The 18,484-nt window shown below is 50.9% G+C and carries 16 protein-coding genes; 7 read left to right on the top strand and 9 right to left on the bottom strand.

The features are described 5' to 3' along the window. Positions 1 to 55: 55 nt before the first annotated feature. The 8 genes from SPM24T3_RS03555 to SPM24T3_RS03520 form a co-directional block, all read right to left on the bottom strand. Entirely contained in the window at positions 56 to 1,972 is a 1,917-nt protein-coding gene (locus SPM24T3_RS03555; protein ID WP_009635327.1) for an ABC transporter ATP-binding protein, read from the bottom strand. A gap of 29 nt (positions 1,973 to 2,001) precedes the next feature. Continuing rightward, positions 2,002 to 2,967, bottom strand: a complete 966-nt coding sequence (dgcA, locus tag SPM24T3_RS03550; RefSeq protein WP_009635326.1) for an N-acetyl-D-Glu racemase DgcA — start codon at positions 2,965 to 2,967, stop codon at positions 2,002 to 2,004. After that, positions 2,964 to 3,977 (bottom strand): N-acetyltransferase DgcN, encoded by a 1,014-nt coding sequence (gene dgcN, locus SPM24T3_RS03545; RefSeq protein WP_009635325.1) that lies wholly within the window; start codon positions 3,975 to 3,977, stop codon positions 2,964 to 2,966. The genes dgcA and dgcN overlap by 4 nt, the downstream gene beginning before the upstream one ends. A 146-nt stretch (positions 3,978 to 4,123) precedes the next feature. Next, positions 4,124 to 4,882 (bottom strand): DeoR/GlpR family DNA-binding transcription regulator, encoded by a 759-nt coding sequence (locus SPM24T3_RS03540; RefSeq protein WP_009635324.1) that lies wholly within the window; start codon positions 4,880 to 4,882, stop codon positions 4,124 to 4,126. A gap of 36 nt (positions 4,883 to 4,918) precedes the next feature. Then, on the bottom strand, positions 4,919 to 5,899 hold the full coding sequence (locus SPM24T3_RS03535; RefSeq protein ID WP_009635323.1) for a D-threonate 4-phosphate dehydrogenase: 981 nt from the start codon (positions 5,897 to 5,899) through the stop codon (positions 4,919 to 4,921). Beyond that, positions 5,892 to 7,235, bottom strand: a complete 1,344-nt coding sequence (locus SPM24T3_RS03530) for a four-carbon acid sugar kinase family protein (protein WP_237712968.1) — start codon at positions 7,233 to 7,235, stop codon at positions 5,892 to 5,894. Before SPM24T3_RS03530 ends, SPM24T3_RS03535 begins: the two co-directional genes overlap by 8 nt. Positions 7,236 to 7,664: 429 nt before the next feature. Next, on the bottom strand, positions 7,665 to 8,768 hold the full coding sequence (locus tag SPM24T3_RS03525; protein WP_009635321.1) for a porin OmpC: 1,104 nt from the start codon (positions 8,766 to 8,768) through the stop codon (positions 7,665 to 7,667). Between the two features lie 722 nt (positions 8,769 to 9,490). Beyond that, entirely contained in the window at positions 9,491 to 9,934 is a 444-nt protein-coding gene (locus SPM24T3_RS03520; protein WP_009635320.1) for an ester cyclase, read from the bottom strand. A 118-nt stretch (positions 9,935 to 10,052) separates the two neighbouring features. Here SPM24T3_RS03520 and SPM24T3_RS03515 point away from each other — a divergent pair, with 118 nt between their 5' ends. Beyond that, complete coding sequence (locus SPM24T3_RS03515) at positions 10,053 to 10,967, top strand: LysR family transcriptional regulator (RefSeq protein ID WP_009635319.1); 915 nt, start codon at positions 10,053 to 10,055, stop codon at positions 10,965 to 10,967. A gap of 49 nt (positions 10,968 to 11,016) precedes the next feature. On the opposite strand, the gene SPM24T3_RS03510 is transcribed toward SPM24T3_RS03515, so the two are convergent. Next, a complete protein-coding gene (locus SPM24T3_RS03510) occupies positions 11,017 to 12,738 on the bottom strand; it encodes an ABC transporter ATP-binding protein (RefSeq protein ID WP_009635318.1) in 1,722 nt (573 codons plus the stop codon). 472 nt (positions 12,739 to 13,210) lie between these two features. Between SPM24T3_RS03510 and SPM24T3_RS03505 the strand changes: the two genes are divergently transcribed. From SPM24T3_RS03505 to SPM24T3_RS03480, 6 genes are read left to right on the top strand one after another with little or no spacing between them, the layout of a single operon-like run. Further along, the gene (locus SPM24T3_RS03505; RefSeq protein WP_009635317.1) at positions 13,211 to 14,119 is read left to right on the top strand and encodes a carbon-nitrogen hydrolase family protein; all 909 of its coding nucleotides are present in this window, start codon (positions 13,211 to 13,213) and stop codon (positions 14,117 to 14,119) included. 3 nt (positions 14,120 to 14,122) lie between these two features. Further along, on the top strand, positions 14,123 to 14,902 hold the full coding sequence (locus SPM24T3_RS03500; protein WP_009635316.1) for an ABC transporter ATP-binding protein: 780 nt from the start codon (positions 14,123 to 14,125) through the stop codon (positions 14,900 to 14,902). Between the two features lie 19 nt (positions 14,903 to 14,921). Then, the gene (locus SPM24T3_RS03495) at positions 14,922 to 15,812 is read left to right on the top strand and encodes an ABC transporter permease (RefSeq protein ID WP_009635315.1); all 891 of its coding nucleotides are present in this window, start codon (positions 14,922 to 14,924) and stop codon (positions 15,810 to 15,812) included. Beyond that, on the top strand, positions 15,812 to 16,834 hold the full coding sequence (locus SPM24T3_RS03490) for an ABC transporter substrate-binding protein (RefSeq protein WP_009635314.1): 1,023 nt from the start codon (positions 15,812 to 15,814) through the stop codon (positions 16,832 to 16,834). The genes SPM24T3_RS03495 and SPM24T3_RS03490 overlap by 1 nt, the downstream gene beginning before the upstream one ends. A 57-nt stretch (positions 16,835 to 16,891) precedes the next feature. Then, on the top strand, positions 16,892 to 17,083 hold the full coding sequence (locus tag SPM24T3_RS03485) for a hypothetical protein (protein WP_009635313.1): 192 nt from the start codon (positions 16,892 to 16,894) through the stop codon (positions 17,081 to 17,083). Next, positions 17,080 to 18,474: an amidase gene (locus SPM24T3_RS03480; RefSeq protein ID WP_009635312.1), complete on the top strand. Its 1,395-nt coding sequence runs from the start codon at positions 17,080 to 17,082 to the stop codon at positions 18,472 to 18,474. Before SPM24T3_RS03485 ends, SPM24T3_RS03480 begins: the two co-directional genes overlap by 4 nt. The last annotated feature ends 10 nt before the right edge of the window (positions 18,475 to 18,484 follow it).

Raw genomic sequence — 18,484 nt, 5'->3', positions numbered from 1 at the left:
TCTCCTGTGAGTATCCCGAAACGTGCAAAATGAACTGAATAATTAGACCGTTCGTTTAAAAACGAAGAGCATCTTCTGCTACCCAATGGTGTAGAGACACCTGACGGTATTTCACTTTTTCTACTTGTAAACCGGCCGGATGAACCGGCGACTTCACTTCGGCGTCATCAAAACTGCGGGCCGTCCTTTTGGTGGGATCGGCAATTGGCACAGACTTGAGCAAACGTTGGGTGTAAGGATGTTGCGGATTGCTAAAAATGGCGTCGCGTGGGCCAATTTCGACAATTTGCCCGAGATACATCACCGCGACGCGATTGGCGATACGTTCCACCACCGCCATGTCATGAGAAATAAATAGCCAGGCCACACCGGTGTCGCGCTGTAAATCCATCATCAGATTCACTACCTGCGCCTGAATCGAAACGTCCAGCGCCGAAACGGCTTCATCGGCAATAATGACCTGCGGTTGCAATGCCATCGCGCGAGCAATCGCGATTCGCTGGCGCTGACCGCCGGAAAACTCATGCGGATAACGACGGGCAACAGACGGGTCTAAACCTACGCTTTTCAACAGCTTGTTAACCTTTGGCGTGGCGTCTTTCAGCGAACGCGCCATCCCGTGGATCAATAATGGCTCGGCAATCGAAAAACCCACCGTCAGACGCGGATTTAACGAAGCATAGGGGTCTTGAAAGACCATCTGAATCTGACGCCGCACTGCCTGAAAAGGCTTGTCGCGCAGCAGAGTGATCTCTTTGCCCTCGAGATGAATACTTTCCGACTCACTGCCGACAAGACGCAAAATCGCACGTCCGGTGGTCGATTTCCCGCAGCCGCTTTCCCCTACCAGCGCCAGCGTTTCACCAGGCCAGATAGAGAAATCAATTTGTTCAACGGCGTGCACTTCCTGAGTAACGCGGGATAAAATCCCTGAACGGATTGGATAACACACCCGCAGGCCGCGAACGTCGAGTAATGGCGCAGCGTTGTAATCCGCAGTTTTTTGATCGCCGAAAGCCGCCGGTTCGGTAATTTGCACCAACGGGGTGCCTTCTTTCTGGATCAGCGGAAAACGACGCGGCCATTCCAATCCCTGCATGTCACCGAGTTTTGGAACGGCTGCCAGCAGCGCGCGAGTATAAGGATGACGTGCGTGAGCAAAAACTTGCTCCACACTGCCCTCCTCCACCACCTCACCGTGATACATCACCACCACGCGATCGGCGATTTCCGCGACAACCCCCATGTCATGGGTGATAAACAGCACCGCCATATCCGAGCCGCGTTGCAGGTCACGCAGGATTTGTAAAATACGCGCCTGCACGGTGACATCCAGCGCGGTGGTTGGCTCATCGGCAATCAGCAACGCCGGATCGCAGGCCAGCGCCTGGGCGATCATCACCCTTTGGCGCATGCCGCCGGAAAGTTCGTGGGGATAACACTTGAGGATGCGTTCAACATCCGGGATACGCACCTGTTTCAATAGCTGGCGCGCCTTGTTCAATGCAGCGGATTTATTGCTGATGCCGTGGTCGATCAAGCCTTCGGTAAGCTGATCGCCCACCCGTAATACCGGGTTCAGCGAGGTCATCGGTTCCTGGAAAATCATCGACATTTCCTGACCGCGCAGTTTGCGACGAGCATCGGGGCCCATCTTGACCAGTGAATGTTTCACACCGCTGCGGTTGGTAAATTCAATGCTGCCGCCGTCAATGTGCGCCGAATCGGCCAGTAAACCCATGATGCTTAGCGAAGTTACCGATTTTCCGGAGCCGCTTTCGCCGACTACCGCGACCACCTCACCTTTATTAATAGAAAAAGAGACGCCTTTGAGTGCCTGAGTCTTTCCATGTCGGCCAGCAAAACTCACCGACAAATCTTTTACCTGAAGAATGGGCCTGTTGCGGCTTTCCGACAGCGACGGGTCAGCAGACTCGGTTGAGGGCGCCTTACTAACGGGCATTTCAGTCATCAAAAGCGTGCTCCTTGTTTTAAAAAAGATTAAAGCCAGACTTCACCACGCTCATAGCGCAACGCCGGTTGATAGTCTTGAGCCAGCCAGATAGGCCCGTCCAGATCGACGCGTTCGGACTGTACCGCTATGGGCAGCGCCGCTTCCATCGCCAGCGAAGAGCCCAGCATGCACCCGACCATCACCCGCAGGCCAAGCGCCTTGGCTTCGGTGACCATCGCCAATGCCTCAGTCAGCCCGCCACACTTGTCGAGCTTGATGTTAATCATCTCGTATCGGTCACGAAGTGCTGCAATATCTGAACGCTGGTGGCAACTCTCATCGGCACAGACAGGGATCGGATGCAAACAACGCACCAAGTCTGCATCTTGCCCCGCAGGTAATGGCTGTTCGATCATCGCAATATTAAATTCTTGTAGCGCATGGAACAGGCTTTCGAGGTCCAGACCATGCCAGGCTTCATTGGCATCAATCACCAGCGTGACATGTGGAGCCGCATCGCGGATAGCCGCCACTTTCTCGATGATCTGCTCGCGATCGAGTTTTATTTTCAGCAGTTTTGCACCGCGCGACACGGCATCGGCGGCAACTTTCGCCATATTTTCCAGCGTATCGAGACTGAGGGTTTCTGCCGTAATAACGCTGTCAGGTGCTTGCATTTCAAGCAGTTGCCAAACTGACTTGCCCTGTTTTGCAGCATCGAGACGCCACATTGCACAATCGAGGGCATTACGGGCAGAACCGATCGGCAACGCCTGCTGTAAAGCTTCGCGGGATAAACCGGCTTCAACCTGAGCGCGGACGTTTTCCAACTGCTCGCACACGCTGTCTGCCGATTCCTGATAACGCGCCGTCGGCGTGCATTCTCCCAACGCCACAAACTGACCCTCGGTCAGGGTCACGCGCACCACCGTTACCGCAGTGCGCACACCGCGAGAAATGGCAAAAGGACGGGCCAATGGCAGCTCGATGGTCTGGAAATCCATCTTGATCATAAGCCACGGTCCTTGATTGATTGCGCCAGCTCGCTGATACCAAAACGCACCGGATCGGTGGCAGGAACGCCAAACTCACGGCTGATTTCTGCCAGCGCCGCTTTGGCTTCTGCTTCGTCAACTCCAGAGGTGTTCAACGAGAAGCCCGCCAGTTTTACGTCTGGATTAGTCAGGCTGGCGGCCGCCAGGTTGGTATCCACACACTGCTTGAGGGTCGGCATAAATTGATGAGGTAAATGACGCATATGTTTGCGCCCCAGCTCGTGACACATGACCAGCAGATGTGCCTGTGCGCCGTGGATCAGGCCCATGCTGACACCAGCGAAAGACGGGTGATAAAGCGATCCCTGCCCTTCAATAATGTCCCAGTGGTCCTCTTCATTGGCAGGAGAGAGTGATTCCACCGCGCCAGAAATAAAGTCGGCAATGACTGCATCGATTGCAATACCCGCGCCTGCAACCAGCACGCCAGTCTGGCCGGTAGCACGGAAATCAGCTTTCATGCCGATCTCACGCATCGCTGATTCCAACGCCAATGAGGTGTACATTTTGCCGACCGAACAGTCGGTGCCAACGGTCAGAATGCGTTTGCCGCTGCGTTTTTTACCGCTGCCGACGTCCAGTTCCGGGCGCATGTGGCGCACGTCGAACAGCTGCACCTGGTGCTCTGCGGCTAATTCCACCAGCTCAGGGATCTCATTCAGGCCCTGATGCAGGCCATTTGCCACATTAAGACCCGCGCGGATAGCGGTTTTGATTGACTCAATCCAGTGTGCTGGCAGCTTGCCTCCTGCGTTGGCCGTGCCCAATACCATGGTTTTTGCACCGCGCGCTGTAGCCGTGGCGATATCCATTTCTTCCAGACCGAGCGATACGGAATCGGTCGCCAGACGGATCTGGCCCACACAGGACTCAGGGCGAAATACGTGAATACCGCGCGCCGTTTTTGCCGCCAGCGGGTCCATCACATCACCTAAGAACAGCAGATACGGCATCGGGATTTGTTGCATGAGTTTCTCTCGTCAATTGTTGTAGGGGTAGCAACCGATGTTGCCTGACCTAATGACTATTTCATGACGGGGAGAATGCGGCGAATACTTGTTTGGCGGGGGGGTATAACTTTAGGTTATAGGGGAAAAAGCGCCTCGCGGCGCTTTCAGGCCAGCGTCAAGGTAAAAGGCTGACCAACTAACAAATGCTGGATCTCGGCGCTAAGCCCTTTATCGGTAATTATATCGGTCATATCAGCCAACGGGTTGACGCAAAACAGTGAGTAAGCCCCGTATTTACTGCTGTCAGCCAGCAATACCCGACGTCGCGCATTTTCAGACAAGCCTTGCTTGATGCCGGCTTTTTCTTCTGTAGGTGTGGTGATCCCTTTCTCCAGACTCCACGAATTACAGCTGATAAAAGCGACATCGGGATAAATGCTTCTCAATAATCTGCGGCCATGTTCGCCGACGCAAGACTGGCTGCTGTCGTCGATGCGCCCACCAATAATAGTCACTTCAATCTGCTTAAATTCGGATAAAAACAGTGCAATACGTAAATCCGCGGTGATGACTCGCAGCGGATAATGAGTCAGATTACGCGCCAACTCAAGCATGGTGGTACCCGCATCAAGGACCACGGCATCGCCCGGTTTAACCATTGCGGCAGCAACTTGGGCTATAGCCTGCTTTTCGGGCAGGCTAAGCTGCAGCTTTTCGTTGGTAGTCGGTTGGTTAGGGATAAAACGATTAAGCGTGACGCCACCGTGACTACGGCTAATCACGCCTTGCTCATCAAGTTTTATCAAATCACGGCGAATGGTCGCCGGAGATGCCGTGATAGCGGCAACCAGTTGTTCAACAGTGACCAGATTATGACTTTTCAGATAGTCCATAATCTGATCGAGGCGGCTTTGTCCGGTCAACGTGATTCCTTTTTTCCCTGCGCCACTGGCGTTTTATTACGCCAATTGTACGGCTAACTGAATTGAGATGGCCATGCTCTCAGACTTGGCTTTTCCTGTCCATGCAATATCAAACGCCGTACCGTGATCGGCGGAGGTGCGAATAAACGGCAGGCCCGCAGTAATGTTTACGCCGTCGTAGAATCCCATGAGTTTCAAAGGGATATGCCCTTGGTCGTGATACATTGCCACCACGATGTCATACATGCCTTCATAGGTTTGCAGGAACACGGTATCCGGCGGACACGGGCCGGTCACGTTAATCCCGCTGGCTTTCATTTTTTCCACCGATGGCCCAACAATTTTGATCTCCTCATCGCCGAATAAACCGTTTTCACCCGCATGAGGATTGACACCCGCCACCGCAATGCGCGGATTTTGATAGCCGACACGGCGCAGGAAAGTATCTGCCATCTGAATCACGGTTTCTACACGTTCATGATTAAGCGTATCGAGAAACTTGCGCAGGGCTATGTGCGTTGTAACGTGAATGACTTTCAGTTTATCGGTGAACAACACCATCGCATAGTCACGGCTATGCGTCAGTTTCGCCAACAACTCAGTATGCCCCGGATAAATATGACCAGCAGAATGCAGCGCCTCTTTATTGAGCGGCGCGGTGGCGATACCCTGAACCTCGCCAGCCATCGCAAGCTCGGTGGCACGTTTTACGCAACGATAGGCAAGATCACCCGCTTCTTTTTGTACTTTTCCGGGAACAAGCGCTTCAGGATTTGCCAGCGGCTCATCAATAACGTTAATCACCCCGGGCGCGAAACTTGCTTGAGAAACTTTATCGATAATGCGTAGTTCCGCGGCCGGCGTGATGCCCAATGCCAGGACTCGACGCAGAGTGGCGGCGCAGCCAACGACCACGGCAGGTGTTCCAGACAACTCACCTTCAGCCAAGGCTTTAATGATGATTTCAGGGCCAATACCGGCAGGATCACCCATGGTTACTGCGATAATTTTAGTCACTCAACTTCTCCTCAATAAAGCGTAAAACGTCAAATAGTGTATTTTCAGCGCCGAATCCGCCCGCTTTAGTCATTACTGGCAGCCGCTGAAACTGGCTATCGAGCAAATATCCCCACGGAACGCAACCTGCAATCTGCCCTTTAATCTCAAAACCGGTGGCACCCAGTGCGCGTGCAACGGCCAATGCAATATCACCGCCGGACAAAAAAAGTCCGCCGGGCATAACCGGAGAATCCTCAAAAACCTGCTGAGTAAGTTGCCCGAGAAACGCAGCAATGCGCTCTCCCATTTGTGAGCGACTGATTTTTTTTTGCTGGCAAAACATAGCGACTTCCTGGCGCTGCTGGCCGTTCTGGCAGGTGCTCACGATGCAGTGTTTACCCTGCCCCATCGCGCGACAAATTTGAGCGCACAGTGTTGGCAACAGCCTTTGTGCATCAGGAGAAAACAGCTCAAGGATGTCAATATCAATGACCGTCGTCGGTCGATGCTGGCATGCAAAGGCAATCTGGCTGGCGGCGGTTTCACTCATCGAACCGATCACCGCCAGTACCGGTGCGGTTTCACTCCCGACAACTGTTGCAGAAATCTCCCGAACACTAAGGCAGTGCTCCGCCAGCGCGTGACTCAATCCTGAAGCCCCGACCAGCAGCGGTCTGAACGGCAGGCTTTCTGCCGCCTTGACGATGAGTGCCAGGTCAGCGGACGTGTGACTATCGACAATCACCATGCGCACGCCAGAGTTTGCCAGCGCAGCAAGGCGCTGCGAAAAGTCAGCGGATCGCAGTGCATCCAGGGAAATATGATGCTGACGAAGAGTGGTTTGTTCGGCAAAGCATTCACCGACACTGGCGGTATTGACTGGCGTTTTTGGGTCTGTGGCGAACTCGGTATCCGTCAGCAGACAGCCATTGACGTAGCAGTAACCGCCCGTCACGATGCGCCCCAACTCTGGCACTGCCGTCGCTACTATTGCCAATCGACAATCAAGAGCACTCAGAGCAGCTTCGGTTTCTGCTCCAGGATTCCCCCGCAGCGTTGAATCCATTTTTTTGAATACCCAGCTGCTGTCTGATAGCCCTGCTATGGTCGACTGAATAACTTTAGTTACCCTGATCGCAGCCTGGATCGGCATTAATGCCCGACTGTCGGTGCTATAAATCTGGGCCTGACCAGCAATAGGTTTATTTTCTGCAACATCAAATTGCACACAAACCTTTAAACCTCTGCCTACCAACGCCACTCCAGTATCATTAGCCCCGGTAAAGTCATCCGCTATCACCAGCATCTGAGGTGGGATCGGCAGTTCGGCAATTGTCACTATTTCAGCCATCATGGCTCCGCAATGAAGTGTGTCAGATTAACTTGCTCGATCATGATTATATTCAATCACAGTTGATTATATGTGAGCAACGTCAAATTATTCAACTTCAATATTATTGATAAATTCTCCTGTTGATTTGAAGACTGTCGATTTTCAATGATTAAATTCACTCTTACCAAGACTGCGTGCCGTCGATCATGACCTGTTTTAAAGGTTTCGATTTACGAGGTTCAAAGCATGGAGTCAATTTATATAAGGAGCAGAAAGCAAGAAGCCCCGCATTGATTATTATCAACTCGAGGCCCTGGTTTAGATTCATCGCCCGAACTTCGGGCTGGCTTTTTTAATGTTAAAAAAGGCAGAGCCACTGGCCCTGCCTTTGAGATTACCTTTTTCAGACACAGATAGGGGTAATACGATGACTCTTAAGCGTTTTAAACCTTAGAAACGGTAGGTCAGAGAAACGGTGGTCACGTCTTTCTTGTTGCCGCCCAGTTTAGCGCTGTCGCTGTTGCTCAGAGTGTTGATTTTGTAGTCAACGTAGGTGTACATGTTTTTGTTGAAGTAGTAGTAAGCACCTACAGAAACGTATTTATAAAGGTAAGCATCGCCCACACCCTCTACGTCTTTCGCTTTGTTGGTCACATAACCCAGCGATGGGCGGAAACCGTTCAGGAACTGGTACTGGGCAACGGCTTCAAAGATCTGCGTTTTGTTGGCATAACCAGAGATACCGTTGGCGGTGATGCTGGTTTGTTTGTGAGTTTGTTCAACCATGGTGGCCAGATAAATCTGATTGGCGTCGTATTTAACGGCCGCTGACCATGCAGAAGCTTCGCTGCCACCGCCGATGGCCGCCGCAGACTGAGCATTGGTGCGGTCAGAACGTGAACCGGCGATAACTGCCGCAATACCCGTGCCGCCAATATCTTCGTAAGTCAGAGATGCGCCGTAACCGTCGCCATTTGAGCGGCTGTTAGGACGGGAAGTGCTGCTGGAGCTGGTTGCTTCGTTTTTTGCCTGGTACTGCAAGGCAAGGTGCAAGCCGTCAACCAGGCCAAAGAAGTTCTTGTTACGATACGTTGCCAGGCTGCTTGAACGACCGACCATGAAGTTATCCGTGTTAGCCGAGTCACCGCCGTATTCTGGCAGCATGTCAGTGTAACCGATAGCATCGTAAACCACGCCGTAGTTACGACCGTAATCCAATGAACCAAACTTGGCAAATTTCAGACCGGCGAAACCGAGACGGGTTTTATTGCCGCTCTGTGCGTCCGAGCCTTCGGAGTTAGCCAGGCTGTTTTGATATTCCCACTGGCCATAACCCGTCAAAGTATCGCTAATTTTAGTTTGGCCCTTAAAGCCGAAACGCATGTATGAACCGTCACCATTATTGCTTTTATTGTCGCTGAAATAATGTTTGCCATTCACGCGGCCATACAGGTCTAACTGGTTGCCATCTTTGTTATAAATTTCTACGGCATTCGCCCCAGTGGTTACAACAATTAAAGAGACCGCTACGGCCAAAACACTGCGCTTCATCATTATTTAAGTTCCTAGAATTTAGGTATAGGTTTCCCGTGCCAAATTTTAAATATCAGGCTGCGAGTTTCTTAATATTTATAATTGATGCTATCTGTAAATCGATTTGAACCTTAGCACTAAGCACGAAAAGTTAAAATGGAAAAGTTCGGTTCAATTGGTCAAAATTGAGTAAAGATATGTAACAAAAAGTGTATTTTTAATTGTTGTAACTCACTGATTTTATGCGATTTTCGCATAACCAATTGCACCAAAATAGTGCAATGCCATTTTATGCCACAAAAAGCTTAAAGAACTGTGTTTTTACTGTGCTGTATGCCACGTTTTTCAAAGCATTTTTTTCTGTTAACAATCGTTAAAAAAATTAAATGAGAAATAGATCACCTGCCTTTAAAAAGTGCATAGCAGAGTAATTATTTTGTATTCATTAGGTGGCTATGCAAATTAACGAGTAAACAATATTGTTATTGGTATAAGTCATATTTTTTATCTTCAGTAATAGTGTAAAAAATAAAGCCAAATATTAAATCACTTTATTTAGATCATAATTACCAGAGTTATTAAACTGAACAATGATAGGCAAGTTGAAAGCTCTAATTTGTTCGAATAATAGACAATTCGGGCGGCATTGCTATTAACACCAGGCAGAGAAGTGAGGGGCATGGGGGAAAAAATGGCGCCTGGCTCGCTAGCTCACGAGTTTTTCAGCGCCTGGAAGGGATTCTTTATTCAACCGTAGGAAACTGGCCTAACTGCATAAATAGACCAAACCAGTCCTCCAGATGCCAGGTTGAAGTGATTCGCTCACCGTTCAATTGATGGAACTCATGCAACCGAATGCTGACAAATTTACCGGTCGGCTCAATCCCCATGAAAATCCCTTGGTGCGTACCGGTGATTTCAGCACGAACTGCAATCTGCCCCGGCACCTGTAGCAAATCGTGAATGACGATTTGTACATCCGGGAAGGCAGCAATAAACCCTCTAATAATTGGCTTGAGTCCTTCCGGGCCCGCAGCCTGGCCGGGAGCAAGGGGAATGTCCTCCCAGTCCGGCGTCACGGCTTCATCAATCAAGTCGGGATTATGCAGGCTGAAGGCCTGATAAATGGTTTCAACTGCCCTGCGCTCTTTTATGAGACGATTTGTTATCTCTTGATTATCTGACATCTCTCTGTTCCTCTAACTTATGGCGTTTTAATGTGATTAATCTGGGGTACGCAGCCAGTATCCCATTCGGATCAGCAATAATTGAAATAGAAAAACCATATAGAGGAATATACGTTTTATGGATTTTAAGGGCTTGGATCTCAATTTGCTGGTCGCTTTTGATGCGCTGATGGAAGAACGAAACGTCACCCGCGCAGCCATAAAAGCGGCGGTCAGCCAACCCGCAATGAGCGCTGCACTTTCAAGGCTGCGCACGCATTTTGCCGACCCGCTGTTTATTCGCAGCGCCTCGGGGCTCCAGCCCACTGTTCGGGCGAAAGAGATTGGCCAGCACGTTTCACGCGCGTTGAGTGAACTCAGTAACCTGTTGGCCAACGGCGAAGCTTTCTTTCCACAACATAGCAGCCTCTCCTTCACACTGGGAATGCCCGAGTACGCATTGATGGTGCTATTGCCCAGTATAATGAAGGCTGTCAATCTGCAGGCACCGGGCGTGACAATTCATGTACGCACATTTATCGACCGCGATGAGTCGGTGGCTATGCTTGATAGCGGCAAAATTGACCTGGTGATCGGCATTGCACCCACACAAACTGAAAGCAGAATATTTTCTCGGCCGTTATTCAGTGATGAATTTGTCACTCTGGTTCGCAGGGACAGCGAGGCGGTTCGAAATGGCATGACATTGGAAACCTATCTCGCAATGCGCCATGTTTTGGTCTCCCCGGAAGGCCATCATTTTGGACTGGTCGATGAACGGCTAAAAGAGTTGGGTCTGAGTCGGGAACTGCGGCTGACGTTGCCCACTATGTTTGCTGTCACAGAAATTGTTAAGCACACCGATTTTGTTGCAACGGTTTTAAAACGCAGTGTTTTGCTCAACTATCTGGATGAAGATATCTTAATGCTGCAACCGCCGCTTAGTCTGCCAGAAATACAGTTTCACCTTTTCTGGCACCGACGCTCAAATGAAAGCCACGCGCAGCAATGGCTGAGAAAATTGATTTGTGCGCAATGCAATGAGTTGAGCTGATTATTGGCAGCCGAGGTGCTACCTGCGCCTTCGGCTGCAAACGTTTCTTCTAGCTCGGATCTCTAAACTGCGCGGCATGCAATGCGGCATAACGCCCGGCTTTCGCCAACAATGCCTGATGAGTACCCTGCTCTATTATTCCTTCTTTATCGACGACCACAATACGGTCAGCATTTTGGATGGTCGCCAAACGGTGCGCAATGACCAGCGTGGTTCTCCCCTGCGCAAGCTCGGACAGCGACTGCTGTATCGCCTGCTCAGTGGCGGTATCCAGCGCTGAGGTTGCCTCGTCGAGGATCAGGATCGGGGGATTCTTGAGGAAGATGCGGGCAATGGAGAGCCGCTGCTTCTGCCCGCCGCTAAGTTTGACACCTCGTTCACCAATGATGGTCTCCATGCCCTGCGGCAGCTCGGCGATCATTTCATCGAGACGCGCCCGCCTGGCCGCTTCCCAGATATCAGCATCGCTGGCATCGAGTCGTCCATAAAGAATGTTTTCACGAATGCTGCCGCCAAACAGGAAAACGTCCTGCTGCACGATGCCAATGTTATGGCGCAACGAGCGCTGAGTCATATCGCGAATATCGACACCGTCGATAGTGATAGCGCCACTATTAATATCGTAAAAACGCGGTAACAAAGAGCACAGCGTGGTTTTACCCGCGCCTGACGGGCCGACAAAAGCCAGTGTTTCACCGGCTTTGATTCGCAGATTAATGCCGTCAAGAATAGTGCTGGCAGGCGTGTAGCCAAATACAACGTCGCGATAGCAGATATCGCCGTGTAAATGTTCCATCTCGACCGCGTCGGGTTTATCGACAATATCCGGTGCCGTATCGATTAGTTGAGTAAAGCGCTTAAAACCAGCAATACCTTTCGGATAACTTTCCATTACCGAGGTAATTTTCGCCACCGGGCGGAAAAATACTTCTACCAGCAGCAAGAAACCGACAAAACCGCCATAGCTCAGAGACCCATTCACCACATACCAGGTGCCGGCAATCATCACCACCAGCTGCACCAGTCGCGTACTTAAATAACTGAGAGTAATGCTGGCGGTCATTATCCGATAGGCGCGAAGTTTGGTATCGCGATAGTTGCTGTTGTCGCCGGCAAACAGTTTCTCTTCATGCTGTTCATTGGCAAAGGCTTTTACCACGCGTATGCCGCCAATACTTTCCGCAACGCGGGCGTTAAAGTTGCCCACCTGCCCGAACAGGCGTCGCCAGGTTTCCGTCATCTGCGCACCGTAACGTCCTACCAACCAGCCCATAAACGGTACGATAATAATAGTCATCAACGCCAACTGCAGATGCACCGTAGCCATCAGGATAAACGCGCCAATAAAGGTCATTACGGCAATAAACAGATCTTCCGGCCCGTGGTGCGCTATCTCGCCGACTTCTTCAAGGTCTTTTGTGACGTGAGTAATGATATGCCCGGTTTTGGTATTGTCGTAATAACGGAAAGACAACTTTTGCAGATGATTAAACGCCTGCTCGCGCATATCGGTTTCAATGCCAACCCCCAGTGCGTGTCCCCAATAATTGACGATTGCCATTAACGCCGTATTGAGCAGATAAATAAACAGCAGCACGACGGCGGCGGTAAGGATAAGTACCCAGTCGTGCGCGGGCAGCAACTTATCGATAAAAAGCTTTACCGCCATCGGGAAACCCAGCTCCAACAAGCCACCGAGGATCGCGCAGCCAAAGTCGAGGTAAAACAGCTTCTTATAAGGAGTGTAATAAGAGAAGAAACGGCGGAGCATCATGCATCCTTAAAATAGAAAATGAGTTTTCCGGGTAGTCTGCTCTTCAACCTCAAGAGCGCCTGCCCCACATTCAGATCCTTATCAATATCGAAATCGGAAACGATACGCATCCATTCTAAATGAAAATAATTATCAATATAATTATTATCTCTGGTCTAGACCACGATGCACCGAGTTAGCTGCTTTGACTGCACTAAAAAAAACCACATTGTTTGCTGGGGATTTTAAAAATTCCAAACTGTGAAATTAATACAATCACTAAATTAAAATTTCGCTTAATAAGCGTTATTCACCTCGGTTAAATTGTATTTTTGGCTAAGTTCCATTATTTGGGATTGATGATAACTGGCATATTCTTTGCAACTATTTTTCAGGTTAATTGAGAGTTGCGGCCAGTTATTAACGCCAACCGTCATTATCAATGAGCCGCCAACTTAGCTTGAATTCTGGCTGTATTCCAGGGAGTGTTATGAGCAAAATAACTATTGCTACCGTCGCCATGCCCGCGGTTTACGATAAACAGCAAAATATGCGTCGTATGATTAAAGATTTAAATCAGGCTGCCAGCGAAGGAGCCGATCTGATTGTATTTCCTGAGCAAAGTCTGCAAGGGTATTTATCCGACACGCTTAATTATGATTTCGAGAATGTTGCTTACCAATTTGACCAAGCTGAAATAATACCGCAGGGTGAATGTATTGCTGTGCTAATACAGGAAGTAAAGAAGCTTCAGGTCCACGCGGTAATAGGATTGACCGAAAGAGACGCCGAGCGTGCAGAAGTTTTATATAACTGTGTCGTGTTGCTGGGACCAGAGGGCGAGATTGGCCGCTATCGTAAAGTCCACCAGCCCGGAGATGAAAAGCATATTTATTATCCTGGCGACAACTTTCCGGTGTTCGCAACCAAAATTGGCCGGATCGGCATGCTGATTTGCTATGACAAGGTGTTTCCGGAAAGCACCCGCGAGCTGGCACTAAAAGGCGCCGACATTATGATTATGCCCACTGCATGGGGTTTGGCGGGCGATACCGAAGATCCGGAGCAGGATTATATGGTGGATACCTATACCCTGTTTGGCCGAGTGCGCGCGCTGGAAAATCAGTGCTGGATGGTTGAATCTAACCTGTTTGGCCCGCACGGCAAACTCAACTATCACGGGCACAGCCGCATTATTGATCCGCACGGAAAAATTATCGCCGATACCGGATTTGCCAGCGGTATCGCAATGGCTACCGTCGATGTTTCCGCTGAAATTATCAAGGCTCGCAGCGTCGCCTATATCGGCTATCACTTCCTGAAAGATTATGTCCCGGTTAATGCGCCGCCTTCCCCATTAACGGTTTCTCAACGCCACGTTAAATCTTCAAGGGAGTAATTTATGGCACATGCGCTTGAAGCAATTAATATTTCCAAAGAATATTCAACGGCTGCCGGTAACGTCACGGTGCTTAAAGAACTCAATTTTCACGCTGATGCGAATGAGTTTATTTCATTTGTTGGGCCGAGCGGCTGCGGTAAATCGACACTGTTCAATATTATCACTGGTCTTTTAATGCCTGATAATGGGCACATTTTAATTAGTGATAAAGAAACCACCGGCAGCGCCTCAGAAAAAATGGGTTATGTGCTGCAAAAGGATTTGCTCTTCCCATGGCGAACGGTGATCCAGAACGTAATTCTGGGGCTGGAAATACGCGGCATAAATAAGAAAGATGCTCGAGAACGCGCGAGGGAATTATTAAATACCTATCACATGCAGGGCTATGAAGATAAATACCCAGCCCAGCTCTCCGGCGGCATGAAACAGCGGGTGGCATTGATGCGCACGATGATAACCGATCCGGAAATCATCCTGATGGATGAAGCCTATAAAGCCCTCGACTATCCACTGAAGATCTCTTTGGAAAGTGAATTGCTGAACGTGGTCAAGGAACAGAAAAAGACGGTAATTTTTATCACCCATGACATTGAAGAAGCGGTGACGTTGTCCGACCGTGTCTATGTCATGAAGGCACGGCCTGGGGAAATCATTCATGAAATCAATGTTGATTTGGAAACCGACAGCCGAATTATTCCCGAACGCCGTTTGTCGCCGCGTTTTAACGATTACTACGAATTAATCTGGCGCAGCATTGGCGCTGCACCAGTGGTGTTCTGACCTTTACGGGGATTCACTTATGAGCACGCTTTCTTCTGAACAAACCTTGAAAGATACACCAGCAGACGCCGAGCCAGCGCCAGCGGGCACCACGCGACATATTTCCCCGCGCATGCCGGCTCAGGAAGCCAACTTTTTCAAAAGTCCGACTTCTCGTCGTTACGTATTGCTGATTTTGCAGGTGACGATCGTCGCTGCACTGCTGCTGTATTGGGAAATCGGCGCGCGAGAAGGTTTCATCAGCAAGTTTCTGTTTGCCAGTCCAAGCATGGTCTGGGACGTGTTGGTACAACGTTTTCAGTCAGGCGAGCTGTTTACCGATATTGGTACCACCGCGCTGGAAACGGTGATTGGTTTCGTGATTGGTGCCGTTGGCGGCTCGATTCTGGGCCTGCTGCTGTGGTATTCGAAGTTTATCTCTGACCTGACTGCGCCGTTTATCGCCGCAATTGGTTCGATTCCTGTTCTGGCGATCGCGCCGATTACTATCATCTGGTTTGGCACTGACATGCTGTCGAAGGTAGTCATTGTCGCCTTCTCCTGCATCGTGGTGTCGCTGACGACTTCCTTCAAAGGCGCGGTTCGTACTGATCCAGACTTAATTAACCTGATGCGATCCTTTGACGCCTCGCGCTCAAAAATCTTCATCAAGCTGGTGGTGCCCTCAGCGATGTTATGGGTGGTTTCAGGATTGCGCCTTAACGTTGGTTTCGCGCTGGTCGGCGCTATTGTCGGCGAATACATCTCTTCAGACGTCGGCGTGGGCCACATGATCCTGCTCGGCAGCTCCAATTTTGGCATGAATATCGTGTTGGCCGGTATCGTCCTGGTGATGTTGATGATGCTGGTATTTAACGTAGTGGTGATGTTCCTCGAACGACTGATTCTCTCATGGGAAAGGGTAAAATAATGACAATCTCCTCAGTTAAAGGCTTCACATTGGCTGCTTCTACGGCCTGCTGTTTATTGGTTTCACTTGCATTGCAACCGGCCAGCGCCGCTGAAACACCGGTTCGCATCAACCAGGCATTCCAGTCACTGCTTTACCTGCCACTGTACGTCGCGCAGGAAAAAGGCTTCTTCACCCAGCAAGGCGTGAAGGTACAAATCAGCACCGGCGGCGGCGGCGCGCAGTCGTGGTCGGCGGTGATTGGCGGTTCGGCGGATTTTTCGATTCAAGACCCGGTGTTTGTGCCGAAATCTCATGAAAACGGCGGCGGTGGCGTAGTCGTGGCTGGCGTGCAGAATGCGCCAACGGTGTTTATCTTCGGCAAAAACGGCACCAACCTGCAAAATAATCTGGCAGCATTGGCCAATAAACGCGTGGTCACCAGCCCTGAGCCGGATACCACCTGGGCGTTTATGAGCTATCTGGTCAAGCAGCAAAACCTCAAAGACGTGAAACTGGTACACGTATCAATCGGTAACGAAATCCCGGCGGTAGTGGCGGGTCGTGCCGACTATGCGTTGGCGGTAGAGCCGCAAACAACCATGGCAATCCGTCAAAACGGGCTGCACATGGTGTATTCGTTTTCGGCGGCACAGGACTGGTATCCGTTTGCCTTCTCCAGCCTGACCACAACTCAAGCCTACATCGACAAGAATCCGGCAGCGGCGCAGGCCGTCGTGACAGCGTTTGAGGAAGCCTCGCGTTATATCTACAGCAATTTTGACGACACCGTAAATATCGCCGCCAAATACTTCCCGAACCTGCCAAAAGACATCGTCCGTGAAGCCGTGAAACGCGAGATCGATGCCAAGGGTTACCCGGAAAACGTGTTGGTCAGTCAGAAAGCCTGGGATAACAACATGAAAATTTCGCTGTATGCGAAAAATATCAAGGCCTACCCGTCTGACGCCACGTCTTATAAAACCAACGTCAACACCGAGCTGGCCACCAAGGCCAAAGCCGCGGTTGATGCAATGAAATAACCCCAACGGGGCAGCGCCTCCTGCCTGCCCCGCCTTTCTGACTCAAGGTGTGCCTCTATGACTGACCACCACTCCCTACGCCTTAAAGCCATTACCCCTTTGACGCCAGCGCACGCCGAGACGGTTTTGCCTACCGTGCTTGACTGGGCAGAACGCGCCAGCGCGCTGAGTGATTTTGTAAATGCCAATATCGGCCCCGAGGTCGCCCCCATTACCGTATTTATCTCTCCGGCGGTGAAAACATCATGACCGAATTGCTGAATTTATCGATTGCCGAAGCCGGTGCCAAAGTCCGTGCAGGGGAAACCAGTTTTCCCGAATTAGTCAGCGCCTGCCTCGACAGAGAACAGAAAACGCGCGAGCTGAACGGCTGGCTGGAAGTTTACGCCGAACCGGCAATCAAGCTGGCGCAGGCGCAGCAAACCCTGCTGGAAAACGGTTATGACCTGGGACCCTTGCAGGGTATTCCGCTGGGGTTGAAAGCTAATATTGATATCTGCGGGCAGGAGATGAATGCCGGCAGCAAAATTTTGCAGGGCAATATCGCCAGTCAGGATGCGACGGTGACTCGCCTTCTCAAGCAGGCCGGGGCGATTATTCTTGGCACCACCAACATGCACGAGTTTGCCTGGGGCGGCACCACCAATAATCCGCACTTTGGGGCGTGCCGTAATCCGTGGGATACGCAGCGCGTGCCCGCAGGATCCAGCGGCGGATCGGGCGTCGTGGCCGCCGTGCGCAGTGCCTTTGCCACATTGGGAACCGACACTGGCGGCTCGGTGCGCTTACCTGCGGCGCTAAACGGTGTCACAGGTTTGCGCCCGACAGTGGGCAATATCAGCACCGACGGCGTATTTCCGCTGGCCTGGAGCATGGATACCGTCGGGCCGCTGGCAGCTCGTTCCGCAGATTGCGCCATTTTATACGCCACGCTTTCAGGTGCCGATGCCAAACAGCGTGCGAATATCGACCAGCAGCTGGCGCGCCCGTTGAAAGGTTTGCGTATCGGCGTGCTTGATCCCTACAGCTTTTACAGTTTGCAGCCGGGTGTTGAAAAGACTTTGCGCGGTGCATTAAGCGATTTCGAAAAACAGCACGGCGTCGAGATTGTCAGTCTTAAAGTCGAGGGGCTGGAAAATGCGGTGGATGCGCAGATTATTGTCGACGCCTGCGAACCTAGCGCCATTCATTGGCCCTGGCTCAAAGATCGCGCCAGTGATTACGGCGACGACGTGCGTATTCTGCTTCAGGCCGGATTGACCTTTACCGCAGTGGAATATTTGCAGGCCCAGCGTTATCGCACCTGGCTGCGCGACAAATTCAACGAGCTGTTTACTCAGGTCGATATGATTATCACCCCAACGCTGCCCTTTACCGCGCCGTTGATTGGTCAGGAAACGCTGCCAATAGGTGACGGCGAAGTCTCAACCTTGCTGGGTAATCTGATTTTTACCTGTATCCCGAGTCTGGCGGTGCTACCCGCGATAAGCTTCCCTGCCGGATTCGATTCATTGGGTCTGCCGGTTGGCCTGCAATTGATGGCCGCGCCGGGTCAGGAAGCGCTGCTTTTACGCGCCGCTCATCAGTACCAGCGCCGTTCGACGCATCACCTGCGCCTTCCTCCTCTGCTTAACCATTAAGGGCTTGCTC

The sequence above is a fragment of the Serratia sp. M24T3 genome (assembly GCF_000257645.1).
In the GTDB taxonomy this organism is placed as follows: domain Bacteria; phylum Pseudomonadota; class Gammaproteobacteria; order Enterobacterales; family Enterobacteriaceae; genus Rouxiella.
This window is presented reverse-complemented; position numbering and strand designations above follow the sequence as displayed.

Excerpts from the sequence above, each read along its gene's own strand:
- SPM24T3_RS03555 (WP_009635327.1), bottom strand. The coding sequence starts at position 1,972 with ATGACTGAAATGCCCGTTAGTAAGGCGCCCTCAACCGAGTCTGCTGAC.
- dgcA (WP_009635326.1), bottom strand. The coding sequence starts at position 2,967 with ATGATCAAGATGGATTTCCAGACCATCGAGCTGCCATTGGCCCGTCCT.
- dgcN (WP_009635325.1), bottom strand. The coding sequence starts at position 3,977 with ATGCAACAAATCCCGATGCCGTATCTGCTGTTCTTAGGTGATGTGATG.
- SPM24T3_RS03530 (WP_237712968.1), bottom strand. The coding sequence starts at position 7,235 with ATGATGGCTGAAATAGTGACAATTGCCGAACTGCCGATCCCACCTCAG.
- SPM24T3_RS03525 (WP_009635321.1), bottom strand. The coding sequence starts at position 8,768 with ATGATGAAGCGCAGTGTTTTGGCCGTAGCGGTCTCTTTAATTGTTGTA.
- SPM24T3_RS03520 (WP_009635320.1), bottom strand. The coding sequence starts at position 9,934 with ATGTCAGATAATCAAGAGATAACAAATCGTCTCATAAAAGAGCGCAGG.
- SPM24T3_RS03515 (WP_009635319.1), top strand. The coding sequence starts at position 10,053 with ATGGATTTTAAGGGCTTGGATCTCAATTTGCTGGTCGCTTTTGATGCG.
- SPM24T3_RS03510 (WP_009635318.1), bottom strand. The coding sequence starts at position 12,738 with ATGCTCCGCCGTTTCTTCTCTTATTACACTCCTTATAAGAAGCTGTTT.
- SPM24T3_RS03505 (WP_009635317.1), top strand. The coding sequence starts at position 13,211 with ATGAGCAAAATAACTATTGCTACCGTCGCCATGCCCGCGGTTTACGAT.
- SPM24T3_RS03500 (WP_009635316.1), top strand. The coding sequence starts at position 14,123 with ATGGCACATGCGCTTGAAGCAATTAATATTTCCAAAGAATATTCAACG.
- SPM24T3_RS03495 (WP_009635315.1), top strand. The coding sequence starts at position 14,922 with ATGAGCACGCTTTCTTCTGAACAAACCTTGAAAGATACACCAGCAGAC.
- SPM24T3_RS03490 (WP_009635314.1), top strand. The coding sequence starts at position 15,812 with ATGACAATCTCCTCAGTTAAAGGCTTCACATTGGCTGCTTCTACGGCC.
- SPM24T3_RS03485 (WP_009635313.1), top strand. The coding sequence starts at position 16,892 with ATGACTGACCACCACTCCCTACGCCTTAAAGCCATTACCCCTTTGACG.
- SPM24T3_RS03480 (WP_009635312.1), top strand. The coding sequence starts at position 17,080 with ATGACCGAATTGCTGAATTTATCGATTGCCGAAGCCGGTGCCAAAGTC.